Source organism: Acetobacter conturbans (genome assembly GCF_011516755.1).
In the GTDB taxonomy this organism is placed as follows: Bacteria; Pseudomonadota; Alphaproteobacteria; order Acetobacterales; family Acetobacteraceae; genus Acetobacter; species Acetobacter conturbans.
Map to the genome: position 1 here is coordinate 125104 of NZ_WOSY01000010.1, position 18328 is coordinate 143431.

The window sequence follows — 18328 nt, forward strand, 5'->3', positions numbered from 1 at the left end:
CCCCGCCCGTCTTATTTCAGCATGCCGGCCAGACGGAACCAGTCGATGGCATCCCGAACCGCTTCACTCGCCGGGCGTGGGCTGTAACCCAGTTCCCGGATTGCCTTCTCTGACGAGAAGAACATCTTCTTCTTCGACATCGCCAGCATTTCACGCGTCACACGCGGTTCAATGCCAAACTTTCGGGACAGCCATTCCGAGACCACCGCGACGGGCCAGATAACTTCCTGCGGCAGACGGACCTTCGGAGGCGCCACGCCCGCGATGTCGGACACCATCCGAAAGAGATCCCCAAGGAAGTAATTCTGGCCGCCCAGAATATATTTCTCACCCACGGTGCCGCGCTCCAGCGCCAGCACGTGCCCCTCGGCGACGTCATCGACATGCACGATGTTCACACCTGTATCGACATAGGCGGGCATCTTCCCCGCCGCGCAATCGAGAATCATCTGTCCCGTCGGGGTCGGTTTGATATCGCGCGGGCCGACCGGCGTGGACGGATTGACGATAACGGCCTGCAACCCGTTATCGCGCACGAGTCGAAGGACTTCCTGTTCGGCGCGGTATTTCGACTTCTTGTAAACACCGATGACCGAGTGCTCGTTGACGGGCGTTTCCTCGTCCGAAATCGTGCCATCGCCGATCAGGCCGAGCGCCGCGACGGAAGAGCAATAGACGATACGCTCCACACCGGCGGCCTGAGCGGCCAGCATCAGAAGGCGCGTCCCTTCGACGTTCGCGGCCATCATCGGCGCGGGGTCAGGCACCCACAGGCGATAGTCGGCAGCCACGTGAAAGACGTACCGGCATCCTTCGACCGCCTTCGCAAAGCTTGCCGGAGACGAAAGATCACCCTCGACGAGTTCGGCGGGAATGTCGGCGATATTGCGACGGTCGCTTCCTTCCCGAACCATCAGCCTCAGCTTGTGGCCGCGGGTCAGGAGGACCCGCGCCACAGCGGAGCCCACAAATCCGGTAGCACCCGTCACGAGAGTCGGCGCGGTCATGAACTGGAATCCCTCTCTGGCACACAGTTAATACGATATCGTCCTGCTTTATCCTGATGTCGCAAGTTTGCGCCAGTCCCGAGCGGGTATCGAAAGACGTGAGCAGGCTGCACTGGCGCGGGTGGATAGGGTGGTGTAAAGGCTTCGCCCTGTTTAGAGAACGAGCCGCGCACGCCGCGAAAAAGCTCGCATTTTGTCTTTTCCGGGCAGGCCCGCTGCAGGAAGCGTCGCCTGTCACGGACCCCATCCAGGGTCCGACGGAAGGGATGGGCTGAAACTGACGGACGGCACGACGCCCTTGAAAAAGCTCACCATCCTGCTCACCCTGCTCGGTCTCGTCGGCATCACGGCCGCCATGGCCTGGAGCGGCTTCGGTTCAGTCATCGAGGCCGTGACGCGGATTGGTGTCGGCGGCTTCCTGCTGACCATTGCTGCCCAGCTTGTCGTGGACGTCATTCTAGGCACCGCTTGGCATGCCGCATTTCCCAGCATGAGTTTCCGTCATCTGTTCATGGCCCGCATGGTTCGTGACGCCGGTTCCACATGTCTGCCATTCTCCCAACTCGGTGGCATCGTGCTGGGCATCCGCGCCACCTGCCGCACGCATGGCGTCCACGATGCCCGAAGCGCGCCCGTGCAATGGCCCGAAGCCGCCTGCGCCAACGTGGTGGACATCACCACCGAGGTGCTGGCCCAGATCGTCTTCATCCTGCTGGCCGTCACCCTGCTGGCCATCGGCACCACCCAGTCCAACCCGCTGGTCAAACCGGTGATTATCGGGACGCTCGTGCTCGCAGCGGGGGCGGCTGGTTTTATCTGGACGCAGCAGCGTGGTGGAATGGCCGTGAAGCATGCTGTCCGCGTTCTCGGTCAGCTCATTGCGGGTCAGTGGCAGACCACCATGATGGACGGCGCGGGAACGCTTCAGGACCACATGGAAGAGGCGTGGTCCCATCCCGGCCGGATTTCCGCTTCCGCTTCGATTCATCTGATGGGATGGATTACCAGTGCTGGCGTATTATGGCTGACGGTTCACCTGATGGGCGCGTCTCTCACCTTCCCCAATGCAATTGCCATTGAAGGCGTGACCTGCGGGCTCATGTCAGTCTCCTTTCTGATTCCGGCGGGACTGGGCGTGCAGGAAGGGTCCTACATGACGCTCGGCCACGCTTTCGGTCTGGATCCGTCACTCTGCCTCGCCCTTTCCCTCCTGCGACGCGGTCGGGAACTTGGAATCGGCGTGCCTGTCCTTGTCTGCTGGCAGCTTAATGAAATGCGCATCCTGAAGAAAAAGCGTGCGGTCCAGACACTCCCGGATACCCTGCCAAACGCTTTGACAGATACGCCGGAAGGATAGGGCCGATGGTCGACACACCCGCACAGGATGGTCCGCTTTTCGACACGCTGGTCGTGATCGGGCCGGGTTTGATCGGTGCGTCCGTCCTGCATCGCGCCCGGCGTGACAAAACCATCGCCCGCAAACTCATCGCCGTGGATATCAACCCCGCCTTCCGCGACCGGGTTCGTGAACTCGGTATTGCAGATGATGTGACCGGAGATGCCGTGGCAGCCGTAAAGGATGCCGACTGCGTCATGCTGTGCGTGCCGGTTGGCGCGATGGGAGAGGTGGCAGCAGCCGTTATCCCTGCCATGAAGGCGGGAGCGATTCTGACCGACACCGGCTCCACCAAGGTCTCAGTCATCGAGTCGATCCGCCCGTTCCTGCGTTCCGACATTGCCTATGTCCCCGCCCATCCCATGGCCGGCACGGAATATTCCGGTCCTGACGCCGGTTTTGCCACGCTCTTCGACGATCGCTGGTGCCTGCTCACACCCCTGCCCGACAGCACGTCACTCGGCAGTGTCGAAACCGTCACGAAGCTCTGGCAGCTTTGCGGTGCCCGCACGCGCGAGATGGCACCCGAGCACCATGACCGTGTCTGCGCCATCGTCAGCCACCTGCCGCATCTGCTTGCCTTCACCATCTGCGGCACGGCGGATGATCTCGCCGATCAGACGCGCTCGGAGGTGCTTGAATTCGCCGCCAGCGGTTTCCGGGACTTCACCCGCATCGCGGCATCCGACCCCGTCATGTGGCGCGACATCTTCCTCTCGAACCGTGAGGCCATCCTTGAGATGCTCGCGCGCTTTCTGGAAGACGCACAGACCATGGCGCGCGCCATCCGCTGGGGTGATTCGGATTATATCGTGGACTGCATCGAACGCGGTCGCCGCATCCGGCGCAGCCTGCTGGAAAACCGTCAGGCCTGAGCCGGGTTACGGTCAGCAAGCACGTCCTCTTTCTGACCACCGCGAGCACAATATTGCGCCACGCCATGACGCAACCGTAGCCATTCCCGGGGTGCAATCCGCCGCGCCACCACGAACAGCAGCGCCGTGGCCACCAGTGGCGTAGGCCCGATATGCGTCAGTCCCCCGAAGAGTCGGGCTCCCAGAAGATAGGCATAGGTCACAAACAGGACGAATTTCTCGCCCGACCACCAGCCAGTGTCGCGCGCCTGCAACAGCACCCATCCCAGTGGAAAAGCCAGACAGGCAACATCGTAATCCAGCAGGAATGGTGAACAGAACGGCATGGCCGCGATCATGACCGCCATCTCGGGAGCTCCGATCGACCGCGCGTTTCTTGGCAAAGCACGCGAACGCGCCGCCAGCCATCCGGCAAGACTCAGCGCCATGACCGTCGCCATGCCCTGCACCGCGTAGGCCAGCCATTCCCTGCCGCACAGGAGATTGACGGCGGCATACACGCTCTGCATTTTCCATGCCTGTACATAGCCATGTTCGAAGACGACCCGGGCTTCGTGGCTCATATGGAAAAAGCCGTTCCAGCCGCTGGAGCCGAATACCACCCATGATACAGCAAAAATCATGCTACCCGAACAAAGGCCGCCCGCAATTGCCCACCAGCGACGCGCGCAGAGCAGAACCAGTGGAGCCGCGACGAGCAACTGCGGTTTGATCACCAGACAACCCAGACAGAGTCCCGCCAGAAACGGACGCGCCCGCATCAGCACCATCGCCCAGCCGAACAGCGCACCAGTGAGCAATCCGTTCTGGCCGTTCGCCACGCCGATCACGAGGCCCGGAAAGGCAAGAATCGGCATCAAGGCCCATCGCTGGGGAAGCAGCCGCCGCAGAGCGCCCACAAAGGCTATCGCAGTGAGTATGAGAAACACCGCCAGAGACAAGCGATAGGGTGCAAGTGCCAGAGGCAGGCAGACGAGCAGAAAGGTCGGCGGATAATAAAAAGCGAAATTTCCGAAAGAGAAGTCGGAAAAGGCGGCAAGTTCCGCCTGATGATGCTTCACGGCGTCATAAACTTCCGCGGAATGTCCGTGCAGCACTTGCGAAGAGGCGGCCCAGAAACTCACGAAATCGGAGCAGATCGGCAGCCCCTCGAAATTTTTGCCGCCATGCGAGACGACGATGATGGAGAGAAACAGCCCCCATCCGTAGAGCCCGAAAATACGGCAATAGGCCAGTGCCCGTCCACGCGTCAGCCAGTTCGCCTGAAGGAAAACGCGCCCGGCAACAGTCTTCAGTCCTTTCGCCAGCGCGCGCATATCCCGTCCTGCAACCATAAGGGCTGGGGACACCATCCGTCAGATTGGTTAACGAGGACTTTCCGATGTCATGGCTGAGGGCTCGCCTCAATCTCTCTGCGTTTTCAGGGGGCACCCCTATGACAAGCCTGCGCCAAAAAGCCTATGATGCGTAACGCAAGAGGACGGCCACGACCGGCCCGGAGAGACAAGCATATGACGACTGCGACCGTGCATCCCGATTTCACCGCTCTGGAAGCAGCCCCTGTCTGCACGCAGCCGTTCCCGCATGTCGCGGTGGAGCATTTCATCCTGCCGCCGGATCTCGCGGCCATCCATGCGAGTCTGCCGCAGATGGAATCGGGCGGTTCCTTTCCCCCTGAATCGCTTCCTCTCTCGCCGATCGTTCAGGATCTTGTCCGGCAGATGAAAGGACCGGAACTGCGCGATATCATCGCGTCAAAGTTCGGCCTTGATCTGCATGATGCCCCCACCATGCTGACCCTGCGCGGCCGCACGCGGGAAAAGGATGGCCGCATCCACTGCGATTCAACGGCGAAGCGCGTCACGGTGCTGCTCTATCTCAACCCACCCTCGACAGCGTTCGAGCGACAGGAGGGTTGCCTCCGCCTTCTGAATGGTCCGGATGATGTGGAGGATTACACCGTCGAAGTTCCGCCAGTGAATGGCACGCTGCTGGTCTTTCCCAACGGCCCGACAACCTGGCACGGACACCGCCAATATGTCGGTCCACGCTACACCATCCAGCTCAATTACATGGAAACCGGCGCGAAAGCCCGCTCGGAACTGCGCCGCCACAAGCTGTCAGCCCTGATGAAGAAGCTGCCTTTCGCGGCGTGAAGCAGAACGCTTCCCCCTCTCCATGATGGAAGGGAGGTGGCGTCAGGCACCATCCATATTTTCGAGATCGTCACCGGATGTGGCGGGGTCCGCTTCTACCGGCTTACGCAGCAGGACGAAGGCCCCCACGACGCAGCCGATACCCAGCAGGACAGGCAGGCGACGCAGCCCCCAGATCAGCCAGGCATCGGTATCGCCCGGATGGAAGATCAGGTTCCAGCCATCCACGATAATCAGCGTGAAACCGACGAGGAAGCCGCCGAGGATCAGCCCGAGACGACGCAGATAGTTGGGCTGGTCCGACATGGAACGACGCTCCCTTTCAGGCCGGAGAGGATATGTGAGCGTCCGGAACGGACGAAAAACTCACTGCTGGAAAGCCCGTGCCCAGATATTCTGGGTCTCCAGCGACACCGGAAGCGTCGTGTTGGTCAGCGCTACGCCACGCCAGCCGGCACCAATCGCCGTATAGAGATTGACCGCGTCACGCAGCCTCTCCAGACGTGACAACGCTTCGGCGTTCTGGGCGGTCAGTGTCGTCCGCTCAGCGGTCAGCACATCAAGGAAGCCGATCAGACCGGCGGCATAGAGCTTCCGTGCCCGGTCTCTCGCCAGCGCACTGTCTTCCGAGGCTTTTTCCAGTTTTTCCTGATATTCGATGTCATCGTGCCATGCGGCCATGGCGTCCTCGACTTCCTTGAAGCCATTGAGAACGGTCTGACGATAATGCAGCCGTGAAGCTTCCGCGGCAGCCTGTGTCGCACGGATGGTCGCCGTGTATTTGCCGCCATGCATCAGCGGCAGGCTGGCCATCATCAGGAACTGCCAGCTCATGCCGTTTACCTGAAAGGCCTGATACATGGCGGAAGCGTTCGGGTTGAACGTCAGCGGAATGACGAAGTGCGGATAGAGTTCAGCGACTGCCACGCCGACCTCGGCCGTCGCGACCGCATATTCCTTCTCCGCCATCCGGATGTCCGGACGATTGGCGATCACGACAGATGGCAGCGTCGCCGGGAAAGCCGGCACGCGCGGCAGCGGTTTGACGACCTTGAGTTCCTCTTCCATCTCGCCCGGCATCTTGCCGACCAACACGGAAAGGGCATGACTCACCTGCGACACATGTGTCTTGAGCGGTTCACGCGCTGCGATCTGGGAGTCGAGTTCAGCCTGCGCCTGCGCCGTCTGAAGCGTGTTACCCACGCCTTCCAGATACAGGCGGTTTGTCAGATCGAGGTTTTCCTTGGCAACCTTGATGTTGTCGGTCGCGATCTTGATCTGAAGCTGTGTGACACGCAGAACCATGTAATCGTTAGCGAGTTCCGACAGCAACGCCATGAGCAGGGCGCGACGCCCTTCGACAGACGCCTCGACCTCCCGTTCATGGGCCTCGACACCGCGCCGGATGCGCCCGAACACATCGATTTCCCACGTGGCCGAGGCGCCATACGTCAGAATCGACGCTTCAGGGCGGTTGGCCGGATTACCGGGGCGAAGCGGCCAGTTATCGATGTTGAGCGAATAGCGGACGTCGCCCCCGCCCGCGTTGGCGTCCATTTGCGGATACCAGGCCGATGCCGCCTTATCGCGCAGGGCGCGTTCAGCAAGAATCCGCTGACCGGCTTCCTGCAGGTCGTAATTGCCCTTAATGGCGTCCTGAACCAGCTTCGTCAGGATCGGATCATTGAAGCTCGCCCACCACTCGGTCATTTCCTTGTTGGTGCGCTCGATCTCCTCCGGGGTCGCCGGCTTTTCCTCGGCTGCCTCCGTGAATCCGCTGGGTAGTTTCAGCCGGTCCGGCTGAAAATTCGGTCCCACCGAGCACCCTGCCAGCAGAGACCCGCTGAGGAGCATCGGCAGCACGCGCCGCCACAGACACCGTTTCACGCCAGCCTTGCAACCGGAGAGAACCGGTCCGGTTTCAGCAGCCATCATCGTTCCCATCGTCCTGTCCGCTCGCCCTTACAGGTGGTCTTGCAGCCAGCTGGTCAGCTTGCCACGACGGCTCTTCGACTCAGGCCCGACACTGATCGTCGCCGTCATGCCGGCGGAGAGCGTCACGCCTTCAGGGACATAGTCGAGATGGACGCGCACCGGAATACGCTGCGCCAGACGGACCCATGTAAAGATCGGGTTCACGTCCTGAAGGCCGAGCTTATCCGGATTGCCGTTGGTGTCGTTGATGCCTCGGGCGATCGATATGACGTGGCCGGGAATGATCTGCTTGTAGCCCATCAATTTCACCCGGGCGACGTCACCGACATGCACGCCCCACATCTTCGTTTCCTCGAAGTAGCCGTAGACCCAGTAGGAGTCGGAATCGATCACGGCCAGCCGGGGCTGACCCGCCGTGGCGTAATCACCGATCCGCAAGTTCAGGTTGGTGATGTAGCCGTTCACTGGTGAGTAGAGCACCGAACGCTGAAGATTCAGTTTCGCGACGTCGAGAGCGGCGCGGGCACCGTCCACCGCCGCGATCTGCGTCGCCACGTTCGAGTTGAAGACTTCCTGCTCTTCAGCCGAGACGATGCCGCCCAGTCCCATACGACGCTTCGCATCGTTCTGCTTGAGCTTCAGGTCTTCCAGCGCGCCGTCCAGACGGGCCTGCGCCTCGCGGATCGCCAGACGGAAGCGCACCGGATCGAGAACGTAGAGCGGGTCGCCCTTGTGGATGAACTGGTTGTCCACCACCGGGACCTGCACCACCGTGCCCGCGACTTCGGGAGCCACGTCAACGACATAGACGCGGACGCGGCCATCGCGGGTCCACGGCGCAATCATATAGGTATTCCAGAGGGTCACCCCGAGCACGATGGCCAGCGAGACGACTGCCAGGGTCAGGATCACTCGGATCAGTGTGCGAAGCAGTGGCATTGGGGTGACTCGAAAACCTTATATTCGGGGAAAGCGATCAGACATACAGGATGAGCAGGCACAGAACGCAGGTATAGAGCGCAACTTCGAACAGTGCGAAGTGCCAGAACCAGCGCATCAGCCCGCTCCACCAGAGCAGAAAGCGGATGAACATTGTCACGGGAAGGGCAACCAGCGCGTAGACCACGATCGGCGCCATGAAGACGCCGAAGAGATTGAACTCGGTCAGCATCAGGCAGGTCTCGAAGCAGGTCGTGTCACACGAGGCATGGTCAAGTGGCGTAGATCCGCGTGCGCGAGCGGATGGTCCGCTGCTTGTTGCATGGGACCATCCTTATGAAAGAAACCGGGCGCGGCGTCGATAAGCTGGGCCGCCTGTATGAGACAGGCAGCCATGCGTCTGACTGTGCCCAGCCGCGTCGCAGCAGTTGCAGGAGCAACCGGGCCAGGACCCGCCGCACCGCTGATTTCCTCAAGTTCCGGCAAAAGCCGGACCGCCGCCTCGCGCAGATGGGCTGCTGTTGCAATCGGGTCACGCCGAAGATCTTTCAGCGAATCCAGCGCCTCTTCCACGATTCGTTGCTGCGCAGGAGTCGCATTTCCGTCCTCCCGCAGCAGCCAGCGCAATCGCATCACCGACCGGCCAAGCGCCACGGCGGCAAGAGCGGCATCCGTCACATGAAACACACGCGGGGTGGCCTCGACGAAGGAGAGCCGCTGGGTCAGCCGCAGCACACGCTGCATCTGATGATATTCCCAGCTCGGCCAGCTCACCCGATAGCGCAGCGGCAGGGCCGCGAATCGCTGGACGGAACGGCAGAGCGCCCCGATGAGACGAGCCGCATCCAGCCGCTGGTCGGCTGGCAGGATGACCCTGAAGACCAGCACGAGTCCAATGCAGGCAATCAGGAACGCCATCCACGAATTCAGCAACGGGATGTCATGATAGACAACCGGATTGTTCACCTCCGTCATGACGTTGAAGAACACGGCATAACCGAAGCCCCACAACGCATAACGTGGGTGAAACTGAACCCAGATGCCCGGCAGCAGGCAGAGGAACAGCGACATCCACAACAGCGGAAAGCCATCCGTCTGCGGCAGCATGAACGTGCGGAAGATATAGCAGGCAGGCACCGCCATCGCCGTGCCCGAAGCGAGGAGCCATGACGCTCTGGTGGCCGATGGGGCAGTCGACAGAAGGCAGGACGCACAGATCAGGAACACCAGCGCACTGGGACCGGCGGACCAGCGCAGGATGTACCACGCCAGGCATCCCAGCATGGCCACCATCGCGCCACGGGCCAGATTGCGTAGTGCCGCAGGCCATTCGATCAGAGGCAGAAGCCGGACGCCCTTCTCATGCCAGGCGAAGTCGGACAGGTTATCCACCGCCTGTCCGAGCTGGACGACAATGTCGCGCTCCGTATCCACTGCGGCGAGCCCCGCCAGATCAGGCGCTTCCCGGGCCAGCCTTTCGAGTTCCTGAACGGCGATCTGGATCCGTTGCCGGATAGGAACCGAATCACCGTGAAGCAGTTCCTCCATCGGCATGTCGGCAAGCTCGCGCATGAGCTGTCCGGAAATCTTCCGCGCCGCCAGCACCTGCCCCGCATCGTCTGACGGAATGCTGCGCGATGCCGCGTGATGGGCGCTCAGGAGCCCCATCAGACGGCCGATACCTTCATGGAGCGCTGCTGACCGGCGATTCACTTCGTAATCGACCGAGGAGGCGTAATTGATCGCCTCGATCACCGCCCCCGCCTGTGCGAGAAGACGCGCCCGGGCACTATAGGCTTCCGTATCCATCTCGCGGAACGCCCCTGTCTGACCGGCTTCGCCGGGGCGGGGCCGCGCGGCCTCCAGTTCCGTTTCGGTCAGGAAAGCGAACTGCGCCAGCACATCCCGCAGATACTGCTCGATCCGGACCCGCGCCGTGTTGGGGCTTTTCATAGTCGTGATCTGGAACACGATCGCCGTGCTCACGATGCCGACCACCACCACGGACAGGCGCGCCATCGCGCTTTCGAAGATGCGATCCGGATTCTCGAAGGCGCTCGTGGAGATGATGATGATCGTGTAGCCGGTCAGAACAGCCGCATAGGCCCGATAGAAACGCAGCAGCGTCGCGACGAAACAGGCCAGCCCGATCAGCATGGCCAGACCACCAAAAAACAGCACCGGCTGCTGCGGGAAACACGCCATCAACGCGATACCCAGCGTGGTGCCCACCAGCGTGCCGACGATGCGCCACACACTCTTGGAGATCAGGGCGCCGGGCGTGGGATTGGCCACGATCAGCACCGTCGTCACTGCCGAAATCGGGTTTTCCAGCATCAGAAAGCCGGCCATCCAGAGCGCCAGCCCGATCGAAATAAAGACGCGGGAGGCATACAGGACGGTCGGACTCAGCCGCGCCCATTCCAGTCGCCCTTCCCGAAAAGCAACGGAGAAAAACCCTCCCGGAGGCGCGATGATGGCCGCGTCCGTCACCGTTCGTCTTCCGCAACAGAAGGCGCGCCGTCTCCTGAACTTCGCGCCTTCTGTTCCAGACCTGACCAGACCTGATTGAAAACAGCCTGACAGCCTTCAAGCGCCTCATCCGATACGCCTTCCAGAAACCGGGCCGCTACATCATCCGCGACAGACAGCACCGTCTCGCCCATCTCGGCGCCGGCTTCCGTGAGGGAGACCAGCTTGGAACGGCGATCATCGGGATCGACATCGCGCCGGACAAGCCCCTGTCGCTCAAGCGTATCGAGCAGCCGGACGAGCGACTGCGCCTCCACCAGCATCGAGCGGGCAAGATCCGTCTGCCGCACGGGAGACGGAAGGACGCGGAGATAATAGAGCGGACGCCAGGTTGCGTCCGTCAGGTCGAACGGGCGGAGGTCATGATCGATCTCGCGCCGCCACTGCGTGGCCAGACGCGCGAGCCGGTAGCCAAAACGGCGACGCAGAAGAAGCGTCGACTGGGACGGGTGATCCCGATCCTGAATCTCTCCGACCACCTGTCAGGCTCCGCGCTCATGAAATACGAAACACACGAATAGTTCGCATGCTTACCATTCCATGACAGAAGCTTTTCGCGGGCACCAATGCACTGGCGGCATAACCCCATGCACAAGCGCCGCGTTCAGCGTGTTTGCTGGAAAAAATCGACACTGCTTTCAGGCTTTCACCCGGATGTGATGCAAGCGGGCGTCCTCAGTATTCCTTGACCTGCCCGGGGAGCGGCACGGAAGTCGGTTTTCCCTTGATGCCAGCATAGACGAGCAGAAGAACAGTCTTCTCATTCCCAGCAATCCCGTGGTGGGCATCGTCCACGGACTCGGTGAACGCCTCCCCCGCATGGAAAGTCTTTTTCTCGCCGCTCGCCTTGTCCACGATGGTCAGGGCGCCTTCGAGAACATAACCGGCATTGGGAAAGGGGTGCGTATGCCACGGCAACGCTGCCCAAGGTTCGATCGTCAGCTTCAGAACCGTCATTTCAGGCGTGCCAGAGGCGTAGGCGGTATAGGGTTTGCCATTCCACGAGGCAGATGATTTGACGAGAATCTGCGCTGATGCCGTCTTGCCTTCGCTGGCGTGCGCTGCTGGTGGGATGGCCAAAAGCCCAAGAGCAGAAAAGGCCGCATACAGAAAGGCAGGTTTCATGGCAGGCATGGAGCGTATCCCTCAAAGTTCAGGGCAGGGCGCTGAGTCAGATACCGGGTCAGCGCGAGCCTGATTTTTCAACGACGGCCCGGCCAGAAAAGTTTCAGTTTTCTTCCGTCCGGTAAGGCGAGAGTGCAGAAAGGCCAGCCACGTTCTCCAGAACCGCCGTCCGTTCCTCGCCCAGAAATTCCGCCACGGCCTGCCGGAAACCAAGATGTCGGATCTCATGCGCGGAATAAGTCAGGCTCGGCACATAGCCGCGCTGGATCTTGTGCTCTCCCTGTGCCCCGGCCTCCACCCGCGCCAGACCGTTCTCGATAGCGAAGTCGATGGCCCGGTAATAACAGAGTTCAAAATGCAGGAAGGGCCATTCGCCGACACATCCCCAGTTGCGCCCATACAGCGTGTCCGTTCCAAGCAGGTTGAGCGCCCCCGCGACAGGCACGCCACCATGCTCCGCGACCATCAGCACCACCCGGTCGCCCAGCCGCTCGGAAAGCAGGGAAAAGAAGGCGCGCGTCAGATAGGCGCTGCCCCATTTGCGATCCACGGTGGACTGATAGAATCCGAAAAACGCATCCCACAGTGCTTCCGTAATCTCCGCGCCACGCAGCGTGCGGAAGGTCAGTCCGCAGTTATTGGCGTCCCGCCGCTCACGCCGCACCATCTTGCGTTTACGGGAAGCCAGTGCGTCCAGAAAACCGTCGAAGGTCTCGTAGCCGCGATTGTACCAGTGATACTGCAACCCCAGCCGCTGCAACCAGCCATTGCCGCCCAGCGTCTCGTAATCGTTTTCAGAGCAGAACGTGACATGGACTGAGGAAAGTTGCAGTTCGCCGCAGATCTGGATGAGCGCCTGCCCCAGTGTTGCCGCCGCCCCTTCAGGAGCCTCCGGGCGCACCAGAAGGCGCGGCCCCGGAACCGGTGAGAACGGCACCGCGACCTGCAATTTCGGATAATACTCCCCACCGGCGCTCTCGAACGCCCGCGCCCAGCCGTGGTCGAACACATATTCACCGTAAGAATGGGATTTCAGGTAGGCAGGCGCGACTGCGACCAGCCTACCTGTCCCATCGTGCAGGGCCACATGCCGGGGAAGCCAGCCAGTGGCAGGCGTGGCCGAGCCACTGTCTTCCACCGCTGACAGAAAGGCATGACTGACGAACGGGTTTCCCTCCCCGGCGCAGGCGTCCCATTCCTCGGAAGGAATGGCCGCGATCCGGTCGTGAAGGGAAACCGTCCAGTCTGCTGCCATCAGGCGACCTCGAACATTCCCTCGACCTCGACGGGCGCATCCAGCGGCAGAGACGGAACCCCGACGGTCGAACGGGTATGGCGGCCCACGTCCCCGAATGCAGCCACGGCCAGATCGGACGCGCCATTCATCACGCCCGCATGGGCGGTGAATTCAGGCGTGCAGGCAATGAAACCGCCGAGACGCACCACGCGCGTCACCTTCGACAGGTCGCCGACGGCTGCCTTGAGCTGCGCCATGACATTGATGAAGCAATAACGTGCCGCTTCCGTGCCCACTTCCAGCGATACGGCAGCACCGAGCTTGCCGGTCGCCAGCAACTTGCCGTCCCTGAGAGGCAACTGCCCCGAAATAACGATCAGCGATCCTGTACGAACCCACGTCACATAGTTCGCAACAGGCGTGGCGGGCGTGGGCAGTTCGAGGCCGAATGCGGCAAGGCGGGATTCGGGTGTGTCGCTCATAATGCTGTCCCTGTTGAATGACGGTTTACGTAGGGTGCCGCTCACCGGCACGAGGGGCAAGGGGGTTCTTGGTGTCCCCTGAACAAGGAGGCAGATCAGCCATCATCACAGGATATAGAGAGTGACGTTGGCCTTCTTCACTTCAGCGGTATGGCGGTTTTATTTCACAGGCACAAAAGAAAAAACTTCTTTCTTCATAAGGAAAAATCAACTTCAGACGCCTATGGAAGGACGCCCGCTAAAATTTATAGCCGACCGGTCTAATTTTTGTATGGACATCCATTTCCGCTCCGCGTATGCATAATGTCATGAAGATTGCAGAGAAACATCGCGCTGCCCGACAGCATATCCTTGAGGCGGCCAAGCCGCTTATAGGGCAGCGTGGCTTTTCTGCTGTCGGCATTGCGCAGATCCTGGAAGTCGCCGGGATTCCAAAAGGCTCATTCTATCATTACTTCGAATCGAAAGAGGCATTCGGAGAAGAACTCCTCAGGTTTTACGTTGAGGACTATCTGAAAAAAATGGACGATATTTTCAAGAATTCAGACGGAAATATCGCGGACAAAATATTCCATTACTGCCGCTTCTGGCGGGATACCCATCTTGACGGTCAGATCGGAAGCAAATGCCTGATCGTCAAACTTGCTGCTGAAGTCTCCGACCTTTCCGAGCGTATGCGCCTCATTCTGGAAATCGGAACCGGCACCGTCATTGATCGGCTCAGTGCCGCCATCACGCTGGGACAGAAGGAACGTTCTGTAGGCAGCGCGATGGAGCCCAGAATACTGGCATCGTCGCTGTATCAACTCTGGCTCGGCACAACCCTGATGGTGAAGATCACTCACAATTCCCAGCCGTTTGATCACGCCTGGCTGTCGACCAAACGACTTCTCGAAATCTGAATCCAAGGAAAGCTCACGCGCGGCTTTGCTGCGGATTCAATAAGTGACCGGTCTAATAAAGACGACCGGTCTAATTAGGTGTGAAGATGCAGAATTTCGAATTCTACAACCCGACACGGGTGCTGTTCGGCAAAGGCATGATCGCCAAACTTGACGAGCAACTGTCACCCGAAACTCGCGTGCTTATCCTTTATGGCGGCGCGAGCGCGGAGCGGAGCGGTACTCTTGGCGAAGTGCGTGCCGCTCTCGGCAGCCGGACTTTCAAGGAATTCGGCGGCATCGAAGCCAACCCGACCTACGAAACGCTGATGAAGGCCGTGGCGATGGTGCGGGAGGAAAAGCTCGACTTCCTTCTCGCCGTCGGTGGTGGCTCCGTCATGGATGGAACAAAGTTCGTTGCGGCCGCCGTGCCGTTCGAAGGCGAGCCATGGGACATCCTGACGAGCAAGGGTGAAGCCGTGAAGAAGGCCCTCCCGCTGGGCACCGTCGTCACGCTGCCCGCCACGGGCTCCGAAATGAACTGCCTGAGCGTGATTTCCCGTCAGTCAACGGGTGACAAGCTGCTGTTCTCCAACCCGCTCGTCTATCCCCGCTTTTCGGTGCTGGACCCGATGCGCACCATGAGCCTGCCCATGAAGCAGGTGATCAACGGTGTTGTGGACTCCTTCGTGCATGTCATGGAGCAGTACATGACGCATCCGGTCGACGGGATGGCGCAGGACCGGTTCTCCGAAGGGTTGCTGTCCAGCCTGATCGAAATCGGTCCCCGTATCATGGCAACGCCTGACGATTACGATCTGCGGTCAAACCTCATGTGGGTTGCGACGCTCGCACTCAACGGACTGATCGGCGCGGGTGTACCCCACGACTGGACGACCCACATGATCGGCCATGAGATCACGGCGAAATACCACATCGATCATGCCCGCACGCTGGCCGTGGTGTTTCCTGCCCTTCTCAAGGTCTGCCGCGAGGCCAAGCGCGCCAAGCTGCTCCAGTATGCCGAGCGTGTATGGGGCCTGAAGGACGGGACGGAAGACGAACGGATCGACGCCGTCATCCGCAAGACCGAAGGGTTCTTCGAAAATCTCGGCGTTCCGACACGTCTTTCCGCCTACGAGATCGGCGCTGACGGAATCAACGACCTGCTGGGGCAGCTCAAGGATCACGACATGACCCATCTGGGCGAGCACGGCGAAGTGACGCTCGACGTCAGCCGCAAAATTCTGGAAACCGCCGCCTGATTCACAGGCCCTGGTTTCGGGATGCGGCCAGTGGTCGCATCCCAGCATTTTCAGACTGAAATTCACGAGGATTCAATGGCTTACGCTACAACCAATCCATACACCAACGAAGTGGTCGCTACATTTTCCGATGCGACCGACGAGGACATCCAGACCGCTCTGACCGAAGCCCATGCGGCCTTCGAAAGCTGGCGCGACACGTCCTTCGCAGAGCGTGCGAAGGTGATGAATACCGCCGCTGCCATCCTGCGTCGCGATATCGACAAATACGCCCGCCTCGGCACGCTGGAAATGGGCAAGCTTTACGAAGAGTCGAAGAAGGAAGTCATTCTTTCGGCAGAAATCTTCGAATATTACGCGAAGAATGCCGAAGAGCTTCTGAAGGCCGAGCCTCTTGAAGTGGCCGATCCGGCGGAAGGCAGGGCCATCCTCGTGCACGAACCGCTCGGTATCGTGCTGGCTATCGAACCGTGGAACTTCCCGTTCTATCAGGTGGTCCGCATCATCGCGCCGCAGCTTTCGGCGGGCAACGCGGTCCTGCTGAAGCACGCTTCAAACCTTCCGCAGTGTGCGGCAGCGTTCGACGGGCTGATGGCCGAAGCCGGTCTTCCCCACGGGCTTTTCCGCAATCTGTATGCCGCACGTCCCCACACGGCGATGATCCTCAATGATCCGCGCGTCTGCGGCATCGCCCTGACGGGTTCGGAAGGCGCTGGCACCGTGATCGCCGGGATCGCCGGCAAGGCCCTGAAGAAGGCCACCATGGAACTCGGCGGCGCTGATGCCTTCATCGTTCTGGACGATGCCGATGTGGAGAAAGCGGCACGCTGGGCCGTGATCGGTCGGCACTGGAACGCCGGACAGGTCTGTGTCTCCGCCAAGCGTCTGATCGTGGCGGATGCCATCTATGACCGGTTCCTCGCCATCTACAAGGAAGGCGTGGCAGCCCTGAAGGCTGGCGATCCGATGGATCCCACCACGACGCTTGCACCTCTCTCATCGCAGGCCGCAGCGGATGATCTTCGCGATCAGGTCACGCGTGCCATGGATCTGGGGGCGAAAGTCGAAGTGATCGGCGCACCGGTTCCCGAGAATGGCGCATTCTTCCAGCCGCTGCTCATGTCGAACCTCGACGGAAACAATGAGGCGCGTCACTGGGAGTTCTTCGGTCCGGTCACGCAGATCTATCGCGCCAAGGACGAGGCCGATGCCATTCGCATGGCCAACGATTCTCCTTACGGACTTGGCGGATCGGTCTTCACCCGGGACGAGGCACGCGGCGCACGGGTGGCCCGCGCCATCCGGACCGGCATGGTGTTCATCAACCACCCTCTCGCGCCCAAAGCGGACCTGCCCTTCGGCGGGATCAAGAACTCCGGGTATGGCCGTGAACTGATCGGGCTCGGCATCAAGGAGTTCATCAACCACAAGCTCATCAACATCGTCGATATCGACGCAGCGTTCTGATGAGACAACCGGGATCTGGGAAAGATTACTTTTTCAGATCCCGCCCCTGATACAGAAACCCCCTCGCCGACTCTCGTCGCAAGGGGGTTTCTGTTCATTCGGCGTCGTGGCCATTTGAATGCAAAGGCAGCAACGGATTTCGCGTCCTGTCTTACTCCGCGAGCATCGGTCCCAGTGGCCGCCCCCCGAGAATATGCACGTGAAAATGGGGCACTTCCTGTCCTGAATCCTGCCCGACATTACCGATCATGCGATAGCCCGGCTCATCGAGACGGAACATCCGCGCCACATCCCCCACGGCCTTGTTGAACCCGACAATTTCCTTATCGCTCGCACGCTGCGTGAAATCAGCGAAGGAAACATAAGGCCCTTTCGGGATCACCAGCACATGCACGGGTGCTTTCGGGGCGATGTCGTGGAAGGCGAGCACATAGTCGTTCTCAAACACCTTCTTGCAGGGAATCTCTCCACGCAGGATTTTGGCGAAGATGTTCTCCGGATCGTATTTTCCGATGCCGCTTACAGCCATGACGTTTTCCCCCGTCCCATGCGTCGTTCCCTTTCGTCGTCCCGGAATCACCGGGTCACGCCCGGGGGCGAGACGCCTTTTCATCGATGCCGCTGACGCCTTCGCGACGCTGCAACTCCGACCAGACCTCGTCCGGCGTCACACCCGCGTCCACCCACAGCACCATCAGGTGGTAGAGCACGTCAGCACTTTCCCCCACCAGCTCATGCTTGCGGCCCGCGACGGCCTCGATCAGACATTCGACGGCTTCTTCACCGAACTTCTGGGCGATCTTGCCCGTGCCACGGGACAGCAGCCGCGCGGAGTGGCTGGTTGAAGGGTCCGCACCACGGCGGCTCAGCACGACATCAAACAGCCGGTCCAGCACCGAGGCGTCCACCTCACCGACCTCAGCAGTCGGCAGTTCCACTTTCAGGTTTTTCTTGGTCTTGCCGCCCGTCACGCTTGTGACGGCAGGCTTGGAGGTGTTTTTTTTTGTCGGTGTCTTTGCCATGCTCTTCCC

General features: G+C 60.6%; 19 protein-coding genes. 6 read left to right on the plus strand and 13 right to left on the minus strand.

Annotated elements, in window-relative coordinates:
- Nucleotides 1–11 precede the first annotated feature (11 nt).
- The gene (hpnA, locus tag GOB81_RS11660; RefSeq protein WP_173570595.1) at nt 12–1007 is read right to left on the minus strand and encodes a hopanoid-associated sugar epimerase; all 996 of its coding nucleotides are present in this window, start codon (nt 1005–1007) and stop codon (nt 12–14) included.
- A gap of 298 nt (nt 1008–1305) precedes the next feature.
- Here hpnA and GOB81_RS11665 point away from each other — a divergent pair, with 298 nt between their 5' ends.
- Entirely contained in the window at nt 1306–2364 is a 1059-nt protein-coding gene (locus tag GOB81_RS11665; protein ID WP_173570596.1) for a lysylphosphatidylglycerol synthase domain-containing protein, read from the plus strand.
- Between the two features lie 5 nt (nt 2365–2369).
- A complete protein-coding gene (locus GOB81_RS11670; protein ID WP_173570597.1) occupies nt 2370–3278 on the plus strand; it encodes a prephenate dehydrogenase/arogenate dehydrogenase family protein in 909 nt (302 codons plus the stop codon).
- On the opposite strand, the gene GOB81_RS11675 is transcribed toward GOB81_RS11670, so the two are convergent.
- Nucleotides 3269–4594, minus strand: coding sequence for a glycosyltransferase family 87 protein (locus tag GOB81_RS11675; RefSeq protein WP_173570598.1), 1326 nt, complete (start codon nt 4592–4594; stop codon nt 3269–3271). The two genes, GOB81_RS11670 and GOB81_RS11675, sit on opposite strands and share 10 nt — an antisense overlap.
- 195 nt (nt 4595–4789) lie before the next feature.
- Here GOB81_RS11675 and GOB81_RS11680 point away from each other — a divergent pair, with 195 nt between their 5' ends.
- The gene (locus tag GOB81_RS11680) at nt 4790–5434 is read left to right on the plus strand and encodes a 2OG-Fe(II) oxygenase family protein (protein ID WP_173570599.1); all 645 of its coding nucleotides are present in this window, start codon (nt 4790–4792) and stop codon (nt 5432–5434) included.
- A gap of 42 nt (nt 5435–5476) precedes the next feature.
- Here the strand turns inward: GOB81_RS11680 and GOB81_RS11685 are convergent, their stop codons facing one another.
- The 9 genes from GOB81_RS11685 to GOB81_RS11725 form a co-directional block, all read right to left on the minus strand.
- Nucleotides 5477–5740, minus strand: coding sequence for a hypothetical protein (locus tag GOB81_RS11685; RefSeq protein WP_173570600.1), 264 nt, complete (start codon nt 5738–5740; stop codon nt 5477–5479).
- Between the two features lie 60 nt (nt 5741–5800).
- Nucleotides 5801–7288, minus strand: a complete 1488-nt coding sequence (locus tag GOB81_RS11690) for an efflux transporter outer membrane subunit (protein ID WP_173570639.1) — start codon at nt 7286–7288, stop codon at nt 5801–5803.
- 108 nt (nt 7289–7396) lie between these two features.
- Nucleotides 7397–8308, minus strand: a complete 912-nt coding sequence (locus tag GOB81_RS11695; protein WP_173570601.1) for an HlyD family efflux transporter periplasmic adaptor subunit — start codon at nt 8306–8308, stop codon at nt 7397–7399.
- A 37-nt stretch (nt 8309–8345) separates the two neighbouring features.
- Nucleotides 8346–8540, minus strand: a complete 195-nt coding sequence (locus GOB81_RS11700) for a DUF1656 domain-containing protein (protein ID WP_173570602.1) — start codon at nt 8538–8540, stop codon at nt 8346–8348.
- Nucleotides 8540–10801: an FUSC family protein gene (locus GOB81_RS11705; RefSeq protein ID WP_173570603.1), complete on the minus strand. Its 2262-nt coding sequence runs from the start codon at nt 10799–10801 to the stop codon at nt 8540–8542. The genes GOB81_RS11700 and GOB81_RS11705 overlap by 1 nt, the downstream gene beginning before the upstream one ends.
- A complete protein-coding gene (locus GOB81_RS11710) occupies nt 10798–11319 on the minus strand; it encodes a MarR family transcriptional regulator (RefSeq protein WP_338421358.1) in 522 nt (173 codons plus the stop codon). The genes GOB81_RS11705 and GOB81_RS11710 overlap by 4 nt, the downstream gene beginning before the upstream one ends.
- A gap of 196 nt (nt 11320–11515) precedes the next feature.
- Entirely contained in the window at nt 11516–11974 is a 459-nt protein-coding gene (locus tag GOB81_RS11715; protein WP_242010220.1) for a cupin domain-containing protein, read from the minus strand.
- Between the two features lie 94 nt (nt 11975–12068).
- Nucleotides 12069–13220, minus strand: a complete 1152-nt coding sequence (locus GOB81_RS11720; RefSeq protein WP_173570604.1) for a GNAT family N-acetyltransferase — start codon at nt 13218–13220, stop codon at nt 12069–12071.
- Entirely contained in the window at nt 13220–13684 is a 465-nt protein-coding gene (locus GOB81_RS11725; protein WP_173570605.1) for a RidA family protein, read from the minus strand. The genes GOB81_RS11720 and GOB81_RS11725 overlap by 1 nt, the downstream gene beginning before the upstream one ends.
- Nucleotides 13685–13992: 308 nt before the next feature.
- On the opposite strand from GOB81_RS11725, the gene GOB81_RS11730 reads away from it, so the two are divergent.
- From GOB81_RS11730 to GOB81_RS11740, 3 genes are all read left to right on the plus strand, one after another.
- Nucleotides 13993–14586: a TetR/AcrR family transcriptional regulator gene (locus tag GOB81_RS11730; protein WP_173570606.1), complete on the plus strand. Its 594-nt coding sequence runs from the start codon at nt 13993–13995 to the stop codon at nt 14584–14586.
- Nucleotides 14587–14672: 86 nt separating this feature from the next.
- The gene (locus tag GOB81_RS11735; protein ID WP_173570607.1) at nt 14673–15830 is read left to right on the plus strand and encodes an iron-containing alcohol dehydrogenase; all 1158 of its coding nucleotides are present in this window, start codon (nt 14673–14675) and stop codon (nt 15828–15830) included.
- Nucleotides 15831–15905: 75 nt separating this feature from the next.
- Nucleotides 15906–17297 (plus strand): NAD-dependent succinate-semialdehyde dehydrogenase, encoded by a 1392-nt coding sequence (locus GOB81_RS11740; RefSeq protein ID WP_173570608.1) that lies wholly within the window; start codon nt 15906–15908, stop codon nt 17295–17297.
- A gap of 151 nt (nt 17298–17448) precedes the next feature.
- Here GOB81_RS11740 and GOB81_RS11745 read toward each other — a convergent pair whose 3' ends face one another.
- On the minus strand, nt 17449–17826 hold the full coding sequence (locus tag GOB81_RS11745; protein WP_173570609.1) for a histidine triad nucleotide-binding protein: 378 nt from the start codon (nt 17824–17826) through the stop codon (nt 17449–17451).
- Between the two features lie 55 nt (nt 17827–17881).
- Complete coding sequence (locus GOB81_RS11750; RefSeq protein ID WP_173570642.1) at nt 17882–18319, minus strand: phosphoribosyl-ATP diphosphatase; 438 nt, start codon at nt 18317–18319, stop codon at nt 17882–17884.
- Nucleotides 18320–18328: the final 9 nt, after the last annotated feature.